The following is a 17,204-nucleotide window of genomic DNA, read 5'->3' as shown; positions in this document are numbered from 1 at the left end:
AATCAGGAACGCCGTCTTGTAGTACCAGATGGTTTTCTCGGACAGATCCGGTGCCGGGTTAGCGATCTTATAGGTAGTCTTCTCCTCGTAGGAGAGCAGCTCATAGAGCGGATCGATGCTGGCGGTGGAGCCGGCAATGATCGATGTCGAGCCGTTCGGCGCAATTGCGAACAGCCAGGCGTTGCGCACGCCGTCCGCAGCTACTTCCTGCTGGAGCTGGCGCCACTGCTCCGCCGTTACATACTTGCCTTCCTGTTCGCCGCTGGTATAGCCGCGTTTCGTGAAGTATTCGCCGGTCTCCCAGTCGGAGCCTGCGAACTTCGGATAGCGCCCCTTTTCACGGGCCAGCTCCATGCTGGAGCGCACAAGCAGATAGTTGATGTGCTCATACAGATGGTCGTTGTATTCGATAGCTTCCTCGGACTCCCAGCGGATGCCTTCCAGGGCCAGCAGATGGTGCAGGCCGAAGGTGCCGAGGCCGACGGCGCGGTACTGGCTGTTCGTGTACTGCGCCTGCAGCACTTCAATATTGTTAATGTCGATGACATTGTCGAGCATGCGGACCTGAATCGGCACCAGTCTTTCCAGCACGCCAGCCGGAACTGCGCGGGCCAGGTGAATGGAGTTCAGGTTGCAGACTACGAAGTCGCCGGGGATTTTGGAGATGACGATCCGGGTCTGGCCGTCCTTCGTAACCAGTTCCTCCTGCTCGATAACGGTCGCCGACTGGTTCTGCATAATTTCCGTGCACAGGTTGGAGGAGAAGACCATGCCCTGATTGCGGTTCGGATTGGTGCGGTTGACGGTATCGCGGTAGAACATATACGGCGTACCGGTCTCCAGCTGCGACTTCATAATCCGCTTCATGATGTCTATGGCCGGCACCGTGATGCGGGAGAGCTCCAGATTAGCCGTGGCTTCAGCGTATTTCTCGCGGAAAGCGCCTTGACTAAGCTCTTCGTCATAGAAATCTTCAAGGCCGAGCGCGCGGCCGTTCGCGTCTTTCCAGCCCATGACCTTCTTCACTTCATGCGGGCAGAACAGGTTCCAGTGGCCGCGTGCTTCTACAGCTTCCATGAATAGATCGGGCAGGCAGACACCGTGGAACACGTCATGGGCGCGCATCCGCTCATCGCCGTTGTTCAGCTTCAGGTCTAGGAAGGCGAGAATGTCCTTATGGAACACATCAAGATAGACCGCAACCGCGCCTTTGCGCGTGCCGAGCTGGTCTACGCTGACAGCGGTATTGTTCAGCTGGCGGATCCAAGGGATAACGCCGGAGCTGGTGTTCTTGTGGCCACGGATATCGGAGCCGCGGGCCCGGACCTTGCCGAGGTAGACGCCGATGCCTCCGCCCATTTTGCTGAGCCGGGCTACGTCGGTGTTGGAGTCGAAAATGCCCTCCAGCGAGTCGTCCACTGTGTCGATGAAGCAGCTGGAGAGCTGCCCGGCGACCTTTTTACCGGCGTTGGACATGGTTGGCGTGGCAGCGGTCATATAAATGTTGCTCATGGCCCAGTAGGCTTCTTTTACCAGTTCAAGGCGCTTCTCTTCCGGCTCACGGTGCATCAGGAACATCGCGATAATCATGTAACGCTCCTGCGGGAGCTCCATCACGCGTCCGTCAAAATCATGGGCCAGATAGCGGTCGGAAAGTGTCAGCAGCCCGATATAATCGAACAGCAGGTCACGGGTGTAATCGATACATTCACCAAGCTCGGCAATCTGCGCCTTAGTGTAGTGAGTCAGCAACTCTTCGCGGTAGATGCCTTTTTTGACCAGATCGGTAATCAGCGGATAGAGCTCACCGTAGGGCTCCTCCGGATAGGCTTTATAGCGGCGGTTGACGGCGGCCTTCTTATAGAGGGAAGTCAAGAGCGAACGGGCGGCGGCAAACTTCCAGTCCGGTTCTTCCTTTGTTACAAGCTCAAGGGCGCTCATCGTAAAAGCACTGCTGATTTCTTCTCCGCTGACCTCTTCACGGCGCAGCTTGGACTGCACTCCGCGCAGCAGCGTTTCTTTGCTTAACTGTTCCAGGCCGTTCAGGATACGGTCGGCATATACGGAAAGGCGCATTTCATCAAAAGCCAGCTGGCGGTTATCGGGTTTCACTACGAGTTGTGGCATAAAATTAATCATCCTTTCGTGTGTATATAGATTGAACTTAAGTCTTTTGAAGCAAGGGGCAGTCGCAACTACGGTGAATATTTGGACTTACGGTCGCTGTTGTCTACAGATTTCTTGATTTATACCGCTCATGCGGTTGAAATCCGTAGACAAAGGCGATCGCTAACGCTCCTCCAGTTCCAAAATTCCCCTCCGCCACTTATCCCTAAATGTTATTTCAACTTCAATCTATATTAGTTTAATTTTGAATATCAAAATTTGATCTATAGGGGAGAAAAAAACGGCCTGAAAGGCCAGTGAAAAGCGTATTACCGTCCTATGCAGGACGGCATCCGCATCAATAAAAAACACAAGAGTAGATTATAGCATGTATTGTGAAAACAATATCGCTTAATTAATAGTTACAGCATTGCCGGCTGCCAAAGCACGACTTCGCTGCCTGTCAGACTGGCGGGGATATCAATGATCCGCTGGTTGCTGCTGCCCCGGTAAGGGAGCGTAGTGTCCTTGAGCTCTTCGACGAACCGGCCGTCGATGACCACCTGGCACATGGCCAGCAGGTTCCATTCCGGTGAGCCGGGGGCAGCGGTCAGCTCCTCATAGGTGTAACCGGTATAAATCCATACCGGAAAGTCGGGCAGCACGGTCCGGAGCTCACGGAGGAAGCCGCAGGCCTCATCAGCCGAGAAAAAGGGATCGCCGCCCGCCAGCGTCAGCCCGTCCAGCAGCGGATTGGCAGCCATTTCGGCAATAATCTCGCGCTGCCGCTCCAGTGTGAACGGTTCGCCGAAATTGAAGTTCCACGTCTTCGGGTTGAAGCAGCCCGGGCAGCGGTGCCGGCAGCCGCTGAGGAAGAGGACGGCCCGCATGCCTTCTCCCTCGTTAATCGATTCCGGGTAGTAGCCGCAAATATTCATAGATGCTTAATGCGGTCTCTTACTTCCGCCTGCTTGGCGGCATTGAAGCGGGTCTGATAGTCGCCAGTCAGATATCCGGTTACCCGGCGCAGCCGGCGGATATGCACATCATGCTCATGTGCATCGCAGGAAGGGCAGTTCGTGCCGATTACGCCTTCATAGCCGCAGCCGGAGCAGCGGTCAATCGGGTGGTTGATGCTGAAGTAGCTAATCTCCTGCTCCAGCGCGTACTTGATGATTTTGACAAAAGCCGACGGATTGCTGCGGGCATTGCCGTTCAGCTCGACATAGGAGATGGCTCCGGCGTTGCAGTATTCATGGAAAGGAGCTTCCAGGCTGATTTTCTGCGCGGCGCCGAGCTCATGGTATACAGGAATATGGAAAGAGTTCGTATAGTATTCACGGTCGGTTACGCCCGGAATGGAGCCCAGTACCTTGCGGTCCACCTTAGTGAACTTGCCGGACAGGCCTTCAGCCGGTGTGGCGAACAGGGTGATGTTAAGATTCAGCTCGTCGCTCTTGCGGTCGCAGTATTCGCGCATGTGGCGGACGATGGCGAGTGCCTTGGCGTGAACTTCCATGTCTTCGCCGTGGTGCTTGCCATACATTGCCTTCATGCACTCCGCCATACCGATGAAGCCAATGGACAGGCTGCCGTGCTTGAGCAGCTCGCCTACGCTGTCATCAGGTGCAAGCTGTTCGCCGCCCTCCCAGACACCTTCGCGCATCATAAAGTCCGAGGCTTTGGCTTTCTGGGAAGCCTGGATACGGAAGCGGTGCAGCAGACCTTCCAGTGCGATGTCCATATAATGATTCAGGTCATCGAAGAAGCCTTCCTCATCAGCGGCTAGACGGCGGCCGGTTGCCGTACCGTAGGCGAGGCCCAGACGCACAAGGTTCAGCGTGTTGAAGGACAGGTTACCCTTGCCGGAGCAGTGATTACGTCCGAAGCGGTCGCCGAGCACCCGGGTGCGGCAGCCCATGGTGGCAAATTCCGTGTCCGGATCGGCCGGATCGTAATATTGCAGATTGAGCGGCGCATCCAGATTGGCGAAGTTCGGATACAGTCTGCGGGCTGAGCATTCAGCTGCTTTGAGGAATAACTCATAGTTCGGATCGCCCTGCTGCTGATTCACGCCTTGCTTGCACTTGAAGATTTGAATCGGGAACACCGGGGTTTCACCGCTGCCGAGGCCGTTCATCGTCGCAGTCAGCAGGGAGCTGATGACCAGCTGGCCTTCCGGAGAGGTGCAGGTGCCGTAGTTGATGCTCGTAAAAGGAATCTGTCCGCCGGAGCGGCTGGACATCGTATTTAGATTATGTATCATGCTCTCCGCAGCCTGCAGGGTTTCGCTTTCGGTTTCTTTCTGCGCGAAGCGGAATGCCCGTGGATACTGCTCAGCCAGATCTGTGCGGCTCATGGAAATGTCGCCAAGATGCTCGCCGGCTTGACCTTCTTCGAAATACTCCAGTCCCTTACGGAACAGCTTGGCAAAGGATTTGGTTACATAAGGCGCAAGATCGTAGTCAATCTTATTGGCCGATACCCCGCCGTACTGGGCATTCTGCTGAGACTGGAAAATAATCGCAACCAGTGACATCGCGGTCATAATCGAGTTCGGAGGACGGACGCTGCCGTTGCCGGTGTTGAAGCCTTCACGGAGCAGGCGTTCAAACGGGATGAAGATACAGTTGGTGGTTCCGATGGCGTATTGGTCCAGATCGTGGACGTACACGACATTATCGAGCGTCGCCTGCACGAGCTGTGGCGGCATAGTGAAATTGCGGGCATACCATTTGGAATACTCGCTGCCGAATTTGCTCATCTTACCGGAGAAGCTCTCCCCGTTCAAATTGGCATTCTCGCGCAGCAGGTCGAGGTCCCGGCTTTCGATAATATCCCGTCCCAGATGTATTACTTCTTCCAAAAGAACCTCCTGTGCAGCTTGTCCACCATTGTACCATTTCTCCAGCAGCGTCATGTATAGCTCTCCCCTCTCGGTATAGTCGCTCTAGTAATAACTTTCCTATAATTCCCTCTATCTGAACTCAGTAAAAAGGCATCTCCCGCCTTGAAGGCGGAAAATGCCCGGATGCGTCATAAATATCCGCCAAGCGGATATTTCCAGTGGTCTGGATGTAAAAGATAAGCGGGCATAGCTTAGCCCTCTTGTCTTTTTGCAGAAGCCGATACCTGAAGGCGATAAGGGTTATCGCCTTCAGGTATCGGCAGCCCTGTGCTCCCCAAAGAAGGGTAGGCTATTTCTGCTGCTGCAGGCCGCATACGGACACCTCTCCTGTTCCTCGCAGGCATGAATACGGTGCCCGGAAACAGGCAGGTCTCCTGGCTTCCGGTACATCTTCCGTGCCTTCCCAAGGGCTTCACGCCCTCAGTGGCTCTTATGCCGGAAGATGCTGGCAGGCAGGCCCCGTTAGGCCTCCCGCATCCGGTTACAGTGGCGGGACCGCAGCGGATTTGCACCGCGTTTCCCTATTAAGCTTCAGCTCCCTATTTAAGAGCAAAGCACCTGTTTCCACTATATTTTGTTGTCGTTAGTTAAAAATAACCCAATATATTGTGTTTGTAAACCACTTTTTAAAAACCCGCTCCCGGCGCGGGTTCGGCCCGCTTACTCACAAGTGATCCACAGTTAGTCCACAGGTAATCCACAACCTGAGCATAAAAAACAGCGTTTCGGGTCATAAATTGTCCGAAAAAATGCCACAAAGACTCCATAAATGTAGTGATTGTGACACTGGAATTGTGACTAGCGAATAAACGTATTAATAGATTCGAATAAAAGGGGGCTGGCGCAGATCCTCAAGGCAATTTGTGGGAGCACAGCGGAGTTGTTACAATAAGAAGAGAATAGCGTGATTTAACGGATTGGATAACGGGTAGGCTCACCAAATCTTGTTCAGGAGGGATTTAGAAATGGCTATTGGCGAAGTTACGGTAATTCCAATCGGTACAGGCAGCACCAGTCTCAGCAGTTATGTGGCCGACATGCAGCGGGTATTGCAGACGGTTGAGGGGATCACCTTTGAGCTTACTTCTATGGGAACGATTATTGAGGGGCCGGTATCACGGATTCTGGCTGCGGTAGAAGCACTGCACGAATCTCCGTTCACAGCCGGGGCACAGCGTGTATCTACCTCGCTCAAAATCGATGACCGCCGCGACAAGCCTTCTACAAGCCGCAGCAAGCTGCAATCGGTAGAAAGCAAGCTGCAGGACAGCTAGTTCCCGGGCTGCACAAAAGGGGCTTGCGTTTTTGGATGGGAGTTGTATAATGTTTTTTTGTTTGACGGCAAACCTGCTTCAAGCTGGTGTAGCTCAGGGGTAGAGCAACGCACTCGTAATGCGTAGGCCGGGGGTTCAATTCCCTTCACCAGCATTGGTTCACAAAAGTCCTGATATATCAACGTTTATCATCGTTGAATGTGACAGTAAAACATACGATAGGCCAACGTATTCCAGGTGTTATTCCGGTAGTGCGCTGGCGCTGATTTACGAAGCCTCCCACAGTAAAATGTGGGGAGGCTTTTCTGTGTCTATTAATCCGCGAGGTGGTTCCTGTAATAGAAATCATCAGAAATAGAATGGGAAAAATCATCATAGATCTAGTTAAGACCTTTTCATAATCCTCCCTATTTCAAATTTTGAGACTGCAAGGTTAGCGATTTGTATAAAGCCACTTTCTTCTTTATGGAATTAGATCTCCCAAAGCTAATTAAATTCAAGAAAGTCCAAATGATTAGTAAAGTGAACGGCCGTCCTGTAGATTCTTCATGTTCAATAATATGCTTATTTTTATGAATATAAGCGACATCCTTTCCAGAAAAGTATAATGTATATATATTATACCATAAAAATCCATTGAAATTAATCGCGCCGATAAACTGGTCTATGACGGGCAAATAAGCTATAATGCAAAAGACATTTCGAAGCTTCTTAGCAAGAGTGGACATCATCGTAAATGGGGACGATCTTGCACTAAGAAACTGACGCTCACAGACACTGCTGAACTAAGTGGTATGTATCGGGTACCTGGCGGGTATCTTCTTAATAGAGGTTTTATAGATGTTCAGGAAGGAGCGTATGCATAGGAAATGGGCAGTATTCTTATTGCGTGGCTTTGCATGCTTTGTCTGTTTTTTGCATTTAAAGATAAGGTCAGCCGGAGAATTCTTTATCCGGTAGCTCTGGTTGTGGTTTTCGGCACTTTGGGCTATTGGACGGTTTTAATGTAATCTTTAGGTAACTATCAGCTTATTTTCAGGTAGATTATTTATATTGAATTTACCAAACACCCCCCAGTGTTATATGGTACCCTGCAGGTCTTGCCAACTCCCATGGCAAGGCCTTTTTGTTAGGCTGGAGGGAGCACGAAGTTGCATTTAGATCATTTACTTTAAAATAATTAAATATATTTTTTAATATTCAGGTTTATGTGACTTTTTTCACAATAAAATATCTTGAATTGATTTATATTGAATTTGAAATACTAAAGATGAAAATAAAGCTTACGAAAGAAGGAGAATAATGATGAAATATGAAGGAAGTCTCCGGCGCGGTTTGATCTTCGGTTTGGTTTTAAGTGTTCCCTTGTGGATGTCCATGATCGGCTGGATGCAGCTGCTATAAATATACTGGTGTTTGCTTTACAGAAGCTGTTGCCGGAGTAAATAGGGCGACAGTTTTTTTGGTGTTTTCCGAAGCTGCAGGCGGCATGTTATACTATGCTGAAATCAGTATCTTAAGGAGACGGGATGTATGTGGACGATCATTTTAGTTGCAGTTATAGTTGTCGCCACCGCCGGGCTGGTTTATGCGGGCTTCTATTTTTACGGGGTGGCAATCAAGCGGGCGCCGAAGGAATTTTTAGCGAAAACGCCTGATTTGAAGGTGGATCCGCCGGTTGCCGGAGCTTCCTGGGGAGAAGGGGCAGAATGGATTTCCCGGCAGCATTTCCGGGAGGTTGAGCTGCGCTCAGACGACGGTTTGAAACTGAAAGGCTACTTTTTGCCGTCTGAGCGGGCGGAAGGCCGGACTGCGATCATTGCCCACGGTTATTCCGGGAAAGGCAAGGACATGGGCGCAACCGCCAAGATTTATTATGAGCATTCCGGCTACAATGTGCTGATTCCGGATGCCAGAGGGCATGGACAGAGTGAAGGGGATTACATCGGATTCGGCTGGCCGGAGCGCAGGGATTATCTGAAATGGATAGAGTTTGTTCTTCGGGAGACCGGGCCGCAGGCCCAGATTGTACTGCACGGGGTATCAATGGGAGGCGCAACGGTGCTGATGGCTTCAGGGGAAGAGCTTCCGCCGCAGGTCAAAGCGGTGGTTGCCGACTGCGGATATAGCTCGGTGAAGGCACAATTATCCTACCAGCTCCGCCGGATGTATCATTTGCCGGGTTTTCCTTTTATCCACTTCGCCAGTCTGATTACGCGGATCAGAGCAGGTTATTTCTTCGGTGAAGCCTCCGCGCTGAAGCAGGTGCGCAAAGCAAAGGTACCGATCCCGTTTATTCACGGAGATGCCGATAAGTTCGTGCCCTTCTTTATGATGGAGGAATTATATCAGGCCTGCAGCGCTCCCAAGGACAAGATGGTGGTGCACGGAGCCGGACATGGGCTTGCCTATGACACAGATAAATTCAAATATATCGCCAGAGTAGATAATTTCATTGCACGGTATGTACGCTAATCCGTGAATATACCCCCGGAAAGTAGACGTGCCCGATATCCGCATGCAGCGGTTATCGGGCACTTATATGTTCCACACATGGATGTGCTTCCTGCAACTAGAAAGCAGCTAAGCCATGTCTTCTCGGTATATTTCATCCCCCGCCGTTCGTGAGCGTAACGGGTATCGTAATTCCTTGTTATTTCCAGCAGCCGTGTGGCGAGAATAATCCTTCCAAAACGACAAAAGCCCTACCTCTCTCTTGTCCTTGCGGCTCCGTGGCCGCGCCAGTGTGAATCGGAATGCTATGTTCGAATTTAGTCTCATAAAAAGGAAGAGTCATGCAAGAAAACGTAAGATTTTGTGTCCAAAATGCCGATAATAAAAGGAAGCAAAGCAATCGGCCTGACATCTTCTTGATGGGGATATTTAATACACCTAAACAAATATTATTTTATTATATCACGGAACATATATTACTGCAAATATAAAAAACACTCGGCATGACTGGGGACGGGAGAGTAAATGAATATATACGGGGCTTTTTTAAAGAAACAGATCGGAAATTATTTGTTCGGCTCCGTTGTTGCTGTAATGGCGGTGGGTAGTCTGATATTGCTGTCTTCTCTGGAGATCAGCGCCGTGGAGTATGGCCGGTTGATAATTGTACTGGTGCTTTCGTTCGTGATTATGGCAGTTGCAGAGGTCAGCGTATTCCTGAAGCAAATCAGACCGGTCCGCACCGCGTTAATGGGATCAAAACCAACGCTGGCTGTGCTGGAAGAAGCTTATCTGCACACGCATCAGCTGCCAAGGCATGCAGTCCTGCGGATTCTTGGTCCCCACCTGCTCGGTTTGTCTGTGCCGGCAACCCTGATGACATTATGGATGATTCACAGCGGACTGCTCGGCATTCCTTATTTTTATCTGCTGCTCGCGATCATTGGGGCGGTTCTTATTGCCAGCATGCATGCACTGATTGAGTTCTATCTGACCTGCTCAGCGATTATTCCGCTGATTAAGGAATTCAGAAACCGGGCGCTTGAGATGTACAATGTGGATTTCTCGCTGGAGGGTCATGTCTTCGTGCCGATCCGTCCCAAATTTTTGATCAGCTGCATGCTGATCGGGACGTTTCCGCTGTTTCTTTTTATTATGGCTACACAGATACGCATGAACAATACCGAAAGCGGGCTGATTGGCCTGCAGAGCTATTGGGCCTGGGCAGGCATGGTATTGCTGATCGGTACTTTTTTCTCCTCGGTAGCGGCACTCCTCTTGACCAACAGTGTACAGCATCCGATCAATGAGCTGTACAAAGCGATGAATCACGTAAAGGATGGACGCCTCCTGCAGGTGCAGGATGAATATTCCGATGAATTTTCTAAGCTGGTCGCCGGATTTAATATGATGGTGCGGGGGCTGCAGGAACGCGAGCAGCAGAACCGGCAGCTGCTCGACAGCTACTTCACGACCCTCGCCGTTGCCTTGGATGCCCGTGATTCCTACACTGCCGGTCATTCACTTCGGGTGGCGGAATACTCTGTCATCATCGGGCAATTGGCAGGTCTATCCGGACAAAGTCTTGATGATTTGCGGAAGTCAGCACTGCTGCATGATATCGGAAAAATTGGCGTCCCCGATAATGTCCTGTTCAAAGAGGGGAGTCTTACAGATGGAGAGTTTGACCAAATCAAAAGTCATCCGGTGCTCGGAGAAAATATTCTGCGCCAGATCGAACCGGTAGAGAAAATGGCTCCGTATTTAACCGGAGTGCGCTCGCATCATGAACGCTATGACGGCAAAGGTTACCCTGATGGGCTGGCGGGAGCGGATATTCCGCTGCATGGCAGAATTATTGCAGTAGCGGATGCTTATGATGCTATGACCTCGGACCGTCCGTACCGGAAAGGGATGGATCATGAGCGGGCGCTGATGATTTTGGAACAAGGCCGGGGCAGCCAGTGGGATCCTGAGTTCGCCGGACTATTCCTGGCTTACTTCGGGAAAACTGTAAAATCTGGCGAAAAACAGTATCCGGGCCGGACGGGGTAATCCAAGCAGTATGCCGTGAATGCAGCTACCTCCTAATATTTCTAGCGAAAGCGGATACTTCCATTTTGTGGAGGTGTCCGCTTCTCCTTGCGTGCCTATTTTGTGAACAGCTCTGTAAAACCGACAATTAACGACTACATTCATTGAAGGATTGAGGGTAGACCGTTATAATTATTAAGTCTGGATTTTAATTAAAAAATAAGGGAGAATTTTATGAAACGCGCAGATGTGCTGCTAATTTCCATCGTGCTGATTGCTGCGCTTGCTTTTCTCGTGCCAAGATGGCTGGACGATGATAAAGGCGGGCCGGGCAAGAATCTCGTGGCCAATATAACGGTGGACGGTAAACTGTTTAAGACAGTACAACTTACAGAAGAAGAGCAGACCATTGAAATCCGTACCGACCGGGGTTATAACATTTTGAAGGTACATGATTACGGAATCGAAATGTATGATGCGGACTGTCCGGATAAGGTATGTCTTGGTTTTGGACGGATCACTCAGCCTAAACAGACCATCGTATGTCTGCCGCACCGGGTACTGGTAGAAATTGCAGGGACATCGGGAGGAGATGAGATCGATGGCTATGTCCAGTAAGGAATCAGCAACGGCTTTGAAAAGAACGGTGATTATTGCGATTTTTGCTGCAGTTGCCGTAGTGCTGAGTATTGTGGAAGCCCAGATTCCACTCGCAGGAATGGGGCTGATGCCCGGAGCGAAGCTGGGATTTGCTAACATAATGGTTTTGACCTGTATTTTCTTTTTACGCGGACGTGACGCTTTTGTGCTGGTCATTCTGAAGACCCTGCTTACCGCATTTTTGCTCGGTACTTTCTCAAGTTTGCTCTTCAGTCTGTTTGGTTCACTGCTCAGTTTTGTAGTCATGTTCCTGCTGGTCCGCTTTGGCCGCAAGAAACTCAGTGTCATCGGAATAAGTATCGCCGGGGGACTCGCCCACAATACCGGGCAGCTGCTGGCTGCATCTATGGTATTTAACTCTGCGAGTATTTTATACTATCTGCCTGTATTGCTGGTTACAGGTATTGTGACGGGGATTCTTGTCGGCTTTGCGGTGCGTTATCTGGTGGCTTCACTGTCGAAGATTTCGCTGTTTGAAGAGTTTCTGAACTGACCGGGTCAGTAGCTGCGGAAGGATGACTAACATGAATGAATCTTACAAGGAAACGGAAGCCGGAGAAGAAACAGCAGTCATCTCTCTGGAGGGAGTGGCGTTCGGATATGATCCGGAGCACCCCATTCTGCAAAATATTACGCTGTCCATTCCTCAGGGACAATGGGTGAGCGTGGTCGGCCCGAACGGCAGCGGCAAGTCGACGCTGGTCAAGCTGCTGAATGACCTGCTGCCCAAAAGCGCAGGAGAGATCGTAGTCTGCGGACACCGATTAGAAGAGGCTAACATCGGAGCCATTCGCGGCTGTATCGGCATGGTCTTTCAGAACCCCGATAATCAGTTCATCGGTGCAACGGTAGAGGAAGACATCCTGTTCGGCCTGGAAGGGCTGTGTTTATCCTACACAGAGATGGACGAACGCCTCAAATTCTATACAGAGAAGCTGGGGATCGGCCATTTGCTGTCCAAACACCCGGGTGAGCTGTCCGGCGGTCAGAAACAGCGGGTTGCCATCGCCTCCATTCTTGCCATGAAGCCAGGCATCGTCATCTTTGACGAGGCCTCTTCCATGTTGGACGAGGGGAGCCGGGATGAGCTGCTGGATATCCTGCAGGGAATGCGTGATGAAGGGTATACGATTCTGATGATTACGCATGATGCCGATGAGATTCTGGCTTCTGACCGGGTGCTTGCGCTCCATGGAGGCACACTGGCAGCGGATGTGCTGCCGGCTGAGCTGTTTCGGAATCAAGAGCTGCTTACGAAATGCCATCTGCGCGAGCCTTATCCCTGGAGGCTTGCCCGTGAACTAGAGCGCTTGGGGATCCAGGTGGATGTTCCCGCCAGTGAAAAGGAGCTTATAGATACACTATGGCCATACAACTACAGCAAGTAAGCTATACCTACGCTGACCGGAGCCTATGGAAGCAGACGGCGCTGCATGATATTAATCTGAATATATTAAAAGGATCCATGGTCGGAATTGCCGGTGCAACAGGCTCCGGCAAGTCTACACTGCTTCAGCTGTTCAACGGGATTCTGAAGCCATCGGAAGGGACAGTCAGCGTGCTTGATGTAACCATCCGGGCCGGCGAAAAATCGCCGAAGCTGCTGCCGCTCCGCCGCAGGGTGGGCCTTGTCTTTCAATTTCCGGAGCAGCAGATGTTCGAAGAGACCGTGGAGAAGGATTTGATGTTTGGACCGCTTAATTTTGGCATGAGCCCGGAGGAAGCCAAACTGAGGGCCCGTCAGGCGATGACGGATATGGGTCTGGATCTTAGTCTGCTGGAACGCAATCCGTTCCGCTTGAGCGGAGGCCAGATGCGCAAAGCGGCGATTGCTTCGGTGCTTGCAATGGACCCGGATATCGTCGTGCTGGATGAGCCGACGGCGACGCTGGATCCTGTCAGCCGCGCAGAACTGATCAGCCTTCTGGAGCGGCTCTGCCGCGAACAGGGGCGGACGATTTATCATCGTAACCCACCGGATGGACGAGCTGCTGCCTTATGCCGATCACTGGGCGCTGCTGAGGGAAGGGCGGATTGCCTTTCAGGGGGGCGGGCAGGAGCTTGCTGCAGATCCTGACATTCTGGAGAACTGCGGGCTGACAGTTCCGCATTCGCTCCGGTATTGGCGGGCGGTTGCTGAGCGGTTCGGTCTGGAAGGCGAGAAGCCTTGCCTGACTGCTGAGAGCCTTGCTGCACGCATCGCCTCACTGCAGGGAGAAGCGGAGAGTAGTAGGCCTGCGGGAAAGAGGGATGGCTATGAATGAACGGCTGCTGCTTGGACGCAGCATTGAGACCGGGTCCTGGGTCCACAAGCTGGATGCCCGTTCCAAAATAACCGGGATGCTACTGTATTTAGTTATTATTCTGCTGTCGCATTCCTGGGCAGCAATGGGGCTGCTGGCTGTATTCTCGATTGCGGTAATGGCCTCGACGCGTATTCCGCTCAAATATTTCATTAAGGCTGCCAAGCCTTTGCGGTTTTTGATGTTATTTATTTTCATTGTACAGATTCTGTCGGTGAAGGAAGGCGATGTATGGCTCTCGCTGGGGTCTTTTTCGCTGTACGAGGACGGACTGCGTCTGGGGTCATTTTCGGTCATCCGCATGTTGTTTCTGATCACCTTTACGGCGCTGCTGACCTTTACCACGACACCGGGCAAGCTGAATCAGGGCCTCGAAGGTATTCTTTCCCCGTTCAAGAAGCTGGGTTTATCACCGGACCGGCTTACGATGATGATTGGCATCGCCCTGCGCTTCATTCCGACGATTCTCGATGAAGCGCAGATCATTCTGAAAGCCCAGGCCTCACGGGGAGCGGATCTCAAGGAGCTGCCGCTGAAGGAAAAAGGCCGGATGCTCGTATCGCTGCTTGTACCGGTTATCACCAGCGCCTTCCGGCGCGCCCAGGATCTTGTCTATTCCATGGAAGCACGCGGCTTCCGCATGGATGCCCCGCGCAGCCAGTATCACCGCCTGAGGTGGGGCATGGCTGATACTTTGTTCGTCGTTATGTTCGTCATCATGGGAGTTGCAGTAGCATTATTGTAATATTTTAGGGGGAAACAAGCATGGCACGTTATTTTAATGGCAGGGAAATTGAATTATTGGCACCGGCAGGCACGTTTGAGATTTTCAAGGATGTTGTTCAGTCGGCTTGTGACGCGGTGTATTTTGGCGGTCCGGTCCTTAATATGAGAATGATGCGCAAAGGCTACAATCTGTCGCACGAGGAAATTGCCCAGGCGCTGGTGATTGCCCACAATCTTGATAAAAAAGTGTACGTTACCGTCAATAACCTGTTCAGTGAAGAAGATGTGGAGGAAGCCAGAGAATACCTGCGGTTCCTGGACGAGGTTCAGCCCGATGCGCTGATTGTGCAGGATATGGCCGTGCTGGAGCTAATCCGCGAGATGGGGCTTACGGTCCCGGTTCATGCTTCAGTAATGATGAATGTCCACAACCTGGAGATGATCTACGCGCTGCGCGAGCTTGGGGTAAGCCGGGTAGTGACTTCGCGTGAGATGGATTTGCAGACGGCGAAGCTGCTGGGACAGAGAAGCGGTATGGAGCTGGAGTATTTCATTCACGGCGATATGTGTTCAGTGCACGGGGCCAACTGCTATTTCAGTTCCCAGGTGTTCGGGATGAGCAGCAACCGGGGCAAATGCATGAAGCCTTGCCGCTGGGATTACCGGATCAAGAAAGACGGCTATGTCTTCCCGGCAGAATATCCGCTGGCTGTCAAGGATATGTTCATGTATGAGCATCTGCCGGAGCTGATCGAATCGGGGATTACTTCCTTTAAGATCGAAGGCCGGATGCGTGACAAAGAATTTATGGTTAGGCTGGCGAACAGCTACGGTGAAGCCATTGACCGCTACATCAGTGATCCGGTCGGCTTTGACCGTACCGTAGACTCCAAGGAGCTTTACCAAAACCGCAAACGCGATTTTTCCACTGCTTATGCTTTTGGCAAACCGGGCTTATCGAATATTAACCGCCGTTATGAAGGTACAGGCAAATTTTACAGCACAGGCAAGGTGTTCAGCACACCTACTGCAGAGCGGGAATTGTCAGAGGACCGGGTAATGCAGCTGCGGGAACGGTTTGCAGAAGGTAAGAAAGCAAAATCAGCTAAACCTGAGCTTGCAGTGCGTGTGAATAATATGGAGCAGGCAAAGCTGGTGCTTGAACTGGGTGTAGACCATCTATATCTCCCGGGGGATGTATTTGAGCCGGATCTGCCGTTCACCAAACAGGATATTAAAGAACTTGGGGCGCTGAAGGGCCGGACGAAGCTGTACTTAGGGATGCCACGGATGATGACGGAGCTGCATTTTGATCAGTTCAGTCAATTGCTGAGCGGGGAACGCCTGCCGGTTGACGGGCTGCTGGTTACCAACTTAGGGGCGATTCACCGCTTCAAGGATATGGGATATCCCATGATCGGAGACAGCAATCTCAACGTTTATAATCATCTTTCCGCTGGTTTGTACACAGGGCTGGGTCTTCAGAAGCTGACGGTTTCAACGGAAATGACCATGGAGCATTTTGCCGCCTTTACCTCCCGCTGCGATCTGCCGCTTGAAGTTGTGGTTCACGGTACGCCGGCACTGATGTATATGGAGCATGATATGTTTGAGAACACAGAGGTTATGGAGCCGATTGGTGAAGAAGATAATCTGCATGTAAGCAACAATGTGCTCGTACTTAAGACAGACAAAGGCGAGAATCCGGTCTACCGTGACCAGTACGGCCGCTGCCACCTGCTGTTCTCCAAAGAACTGTGCTTCCTGCCGCTGCTGGGTGAACTGAGTGATCTTGGGATTGCTAGCTTCCGGATTGAAGGAGCAACTTATAGCACCAATGAATTGCGGACCATCATTACAGCTTATCAAGCGGTTATGGGTGGAACCAATGATAAAGAAGATCTGCTGGGCGGTTTGCAGCCTGTGTATGCAGGATATACCCTGGGTTCTCTGCAATTCAATTAATAACTAAAATTTAAAATACAGAGCTGCAGTAAATATAGCGATACATTTCAGATTACTAAGTTATATTTTTCACAAGTAATATGGGTGGTTAGGGGCATGCACGAACGATATAATAAGTAAAAATTGCCCTGGATCATTCCTGCAGGCTGTACCATTTCATAGATGAAAGAGAGGATATCTTGATGGAGCAATCACCATTCATCGGCAGAGAGGCTGTAGCCGCCAAACGCAAGCAATATTTCTATCCTTGTACAGCACACTTTTATCGTGATGCCCCGCAAGTAGTCCGGGGAAGCATGCAATACGTCTATGATGAGAACGGCAAGGAATACACCGATTTCTTCGCCGGTGTTTCTGTGGTGGCCTGCGGCCACTGCAACCCGGCTATAACGGCCCGCACCATTGAGCAGCTGCAGCAGCTGCAGCACACATCAACGGTGTATCTGACACAGCCGAACGTGGATCTTGCAGAACGGCTGGAAGCGGTGCTGCCGGGAGGCTTAAGCCGTAGCTTTTTTGTGAACAGCGGCTCCGAAGCTAATGAGGGGGCATTGCTGCTGGCTAGAATGCATACCGGGCGCAAGGGTTTTATTGCGCTGGAGAGCGGTCTGCACGGGCGGACCAATCTTACAATGAGCGTAACCGGCCTGCCAATGTGGCGGACGGACAAGTATCTGGATGAGGATGTTACCTTTATTGAACGTCCGTATCATCCTGAGCTGTCGCTGGAGGAGGCTGCAGCTCGCTCGGTTCAGAGCCTAAAGCGCGTTCTGG

The 17,204-nt window shown here is 51.3% G+C and carries 14 protein-coding genes, 1 tRNA gene and 1 riboswitch; of the genes, 12 read left to right on the top strand and 3 right to left on the bottom strand.

Going from position 1 to position 17,204, the window contains the following annotated elements; all coding sequences use genetic code 11:
* The 3 genes from AQR02_RS25180 to AQR02_RS25170 all read right to left on the bottom strand — a co-directional run.
* On the bottom strand, positions 1–2,127 hold a 2,127-nt coding region (locus AQR02_RS25180; protein WP_245237726.1), incomplete at its 3' end, for a ribonucleoside-diphosphate reductase subunit alpha.
* A 401-nt stretch (positions 2,128–2,528) separates the two neighbouring features.
* Positions 2,529–3,044: an anaerobic ribonucleoside-triphosphate reductase activating protein gene (nrdG, locus tag AQR02_RS25175; RefSeq protein ID WP_054943136.1), complete on the bottom strand. Its 516-nt coding sequence runs from the start codon at positions 3,042–3,044 to the stop codon at positions 2,529–2,531.
* Entirely contained in the window at positions 3,041–5,026 is a 1,986-nt protein-coding gene (locus AQR02_RS25170) for an anaerobic ribonucleoside triphosphate reductase (RefSeq protein WP_054943135.1), read from the bottom strand. The genes nrdG and AQR02_RS25170 overlap by 4 nt, the downstream gene beginning before the upstream one ends.
* A gap of 335 nt (positions 5,027–5,361) precedes the next feature.
* A riboswitch (cobalamin riboswitch) is annotated at positions 5,362–5,591 on the bottom strand.
* 388 nt (positions 5,592–5,979) lie between these two features.
* On the opposite strand from AQR02_RS25170, the gene AQR02_RS25165 reads away from it, so the two are divergent.
* The 12 genes from AQR02_RS25165 to AQR02_RS25110 all read left to right on the top strand — a co-directional run.
* On the top strand, positions 5,980–6,288 hold the full coding sequence (locus AQR02_RS25165; protein WP_054943134.1) for an MTH1187 family thiamine-binding protein: 309 nt from the start codon (positions 5,980–5,982) through the stop codon (positions 6,286–6,288).
* Between the two features lie 82 nt (positions 6,289–6,370).
* Positions 6,371–6,442, top strand: a tRNA-Thr gene (locus AQR02_RS25160).
* A 1,379-nt stretch (positions 6,443–7,821) separates the two neighbouring features.
* On the top strand, positions 7,822–8,763 hold the full coding sequence (locus AQR02_RS25150) for an alpha/beta hydrolase (protein ID WP_054943132.1): 942 nt from the start codon (positions 7,822–7,824) through the stop codon (positions 8,761–8,763).
* A 504-nt stretch (positions 8,764–9,267) separates the two neighbouring features.
* Positions 9,268–10,797: an HD-GYP domain-containing protein gene (locus tag AQR02_RS25145; protein WP_054943131.1), complete on the top strand. Its 1,530-nt coding sequence runs from the start codon at positions 9,268–9,270 to the stop codon at positions 10,795–10,797.
* A gap of 213 nt (positions 10,798–11,010) precedes the next feature.
* Positions 11,011–11,394, top strand: a complete 384-nt coding sequence (locus AQR02_RS25140) for a NusG domain II-containing protein (protein ID WP_054943130.1) — start codon at positions 11,011–11,013, stop codon at positions 11,392–11,394.
* The gene (locus AQR02_RS25135) at positions 11,378–11,929 is read left to right on the top strand and encodes a Gx transporter family protein (protein WP_054943129.1); all 552 of its coding nucleotides are present in this window, start codon (positions 11,378–11,380) and stop codon (positions 11,927–11,929) included. The genes AQR02_RS25140 and AQR02_RS25135 overlap by 17 nt, the downstream gene beginning before the upstream one ends.
* 31 nt (positions 11,930–11,960) lie before the next feature.
* Positions 11,961–12,824, top strand: coding sequence for an ATP-binding cassette domain-containing protein (locus AQR02_RS25130; RefSeq protein WP_054943128.1), 864 nt, complete (start codon positions 11,961–11,963; stop codon positions 12,822–12,824).
* On the top strand, positions 12,800–13,513 hold the full coding sequence (locus tag AQR02_RS25125) for an ATP-binding cassette domain-containing protein (protein WP_245237725.1): 714 nt from the start codon (positions 12,800–12,802) through the stop codon (positions 13,511–13,513). Before AQR02_RS25130 ends, AQR02_RS25125 begins: the two co-directional genes overlap by 25 nt.
* Positions 13,416–13,700 (top strand): energy-coupling factor ABC transporter ATP-binding protein, encoded by a 285-nt coding sequence (locus tag AQR02_RS34855; protein ID WP_245237724.1) that lies wholly within the window; start codon positions 13,416–13,418, stop codon positions 13,698–13,700. The genes AQR02_RS25125 and AQR02_RS34855 overlap by 98 nt, the downstream gene beginning before the upstream one ends.
* Positions 13,693–14,484 (top strand): energy-coupling factor transporter transmembrane component T family protein, encoded by a 792-nt coding sequence (locus AQR02_RS25120; protein WP_054943127.1) that lies wholly within the window; start codon positions 13,693–13,695, stop codon positions 14,482–14,484. The genes AQR02_RS34855 and AQR02_RS25120 overlap by 8 nt, the downstream gene beginning before the upstream one ends.
* 20 nt (positions 14,485–14,504) lie before the next feature.
* Positions 14,505–16,430, top strand: a complete 1,926-nt coding sequence (locus AQR02_RS25115) for a peptidase U32 family protein (RefSeq protein WP_054943126.1) — start codon at positions 14,505–14,507, stop codon at positions 16,428–16,430.
* Between the two features lie 182 nt (positions 16,431–16,612).
* On the top strand, positions 16,613–17,204 hold a 592-nt coding region (locus AQR02_RS25110), incomplete at its 3' end, for an aminotransferase class III-fold pyridoxal phosphate-dependent enzyme (protein ID WP_148449211.1).

This window comes from Paenibacillus ihuae, assembly GCF_001368795.1.
Classification (GTDB): domain Bacteria; phylum Bacillota; class Bacilli; order Paenibacillales; family Paenibacillaceae; genus Paenibacillus_AQ; species Paenibacillus_AQ ihuae.
This window is presented reverse-complemented; position numbering and strand designations above follow the sequence as displayed.

What these genes read in the sequence shown, in the direction of transcription:
- AQR02_RS25130 (WP_054943128.1), top strand. Translation starts at nt 11,961, where the DNA reads ATGAATGAATCTTACAAGGAAACGGAAGCCGGAGAAGAAACAGCAGTC.
- AQR02_RS25120 (WP_054943127.1), top strand. Translation starts at nt 13,693, where the DNA reads ATGAATGAACGGCTGCTGCTTGGACGCAGCATTGAGACCGGGTCCTGG.
- AQR02_RS25125 (WP_245237725.1), top strand. Translation starts at nt 12,800, where the DNA reads ATGGCCATACAACTACAGCAAGTAAGCTATACCTACGCTGACCGGAGC.
- AQR02_RS25145 (WP_054943131.1), top strand. Translation starts at nt 9,268, where the DNA reads ATGAATATATACGGGGCTTTTTTAAAGAAACAGATCGGAAATTATTTG.
- AQR02_RS25170 (WP_054943135.1), bottom strand. Translation starts at nt 5,026, where the DNA reads ATGACGCTGCTGGAGAAATGGTACAATGGTGGACAAGCTGCACAGGAG.
- AQR02_RS34855 (WP_245237724.1), top strand. Translation starts at nt 13,416, where the DNA reads ATGGACGAGCTGCTGCCTTATGCCGATCACTGGGCGCTGCTGAGGGAA.
- AQR02_RS25165 (WP_054943134.1), top strand. Translation starts at nt 5,980, where the DNA reads ATGGCTATTGGCGAAGTTACGGTAATTCCAATCGGTACAGGCAGCACC.
- AQR02_RS25150 (WP_054943132.1), top strand. Translation starts at nt 7,822, where the DNA reads ATGTGGACGATCATTTTAGTTGCAGTTATAGTTGTCGCCACCGCCGGG.
- AQR02_RS25115 (WP_054943126.1), top strand. Translation starts at nt 14,505, where the DNA reads ATGGCACGTTATTTTAATGGCAGGGAAATTGAATTATTGGCACCGGCA.
- nrdG (WP_054943136.1), bottom strand. Translation starts at nt 3,044, where the DNA reads ATGAATATTTGCGGCTACTACCCGGAATCGATTAACGAGGGAGAAGGC.
- AQR02_RS25140 (WP_054943130.1), top strand. Translation starts at nt 11,011, where the DNA reads ATGAAACGCGCAGATGTGCTGCTAATTTCCATCGTGCTGATTGCTGCG.
- AQR02_RS25135 (WP_054943129.1), top strand. Translation starts at nt 11,378, where the DNA reads ATGGCTATGTCCAGTAAGGAATCAGCAACGGCTTTGAAAAGAACGGTG.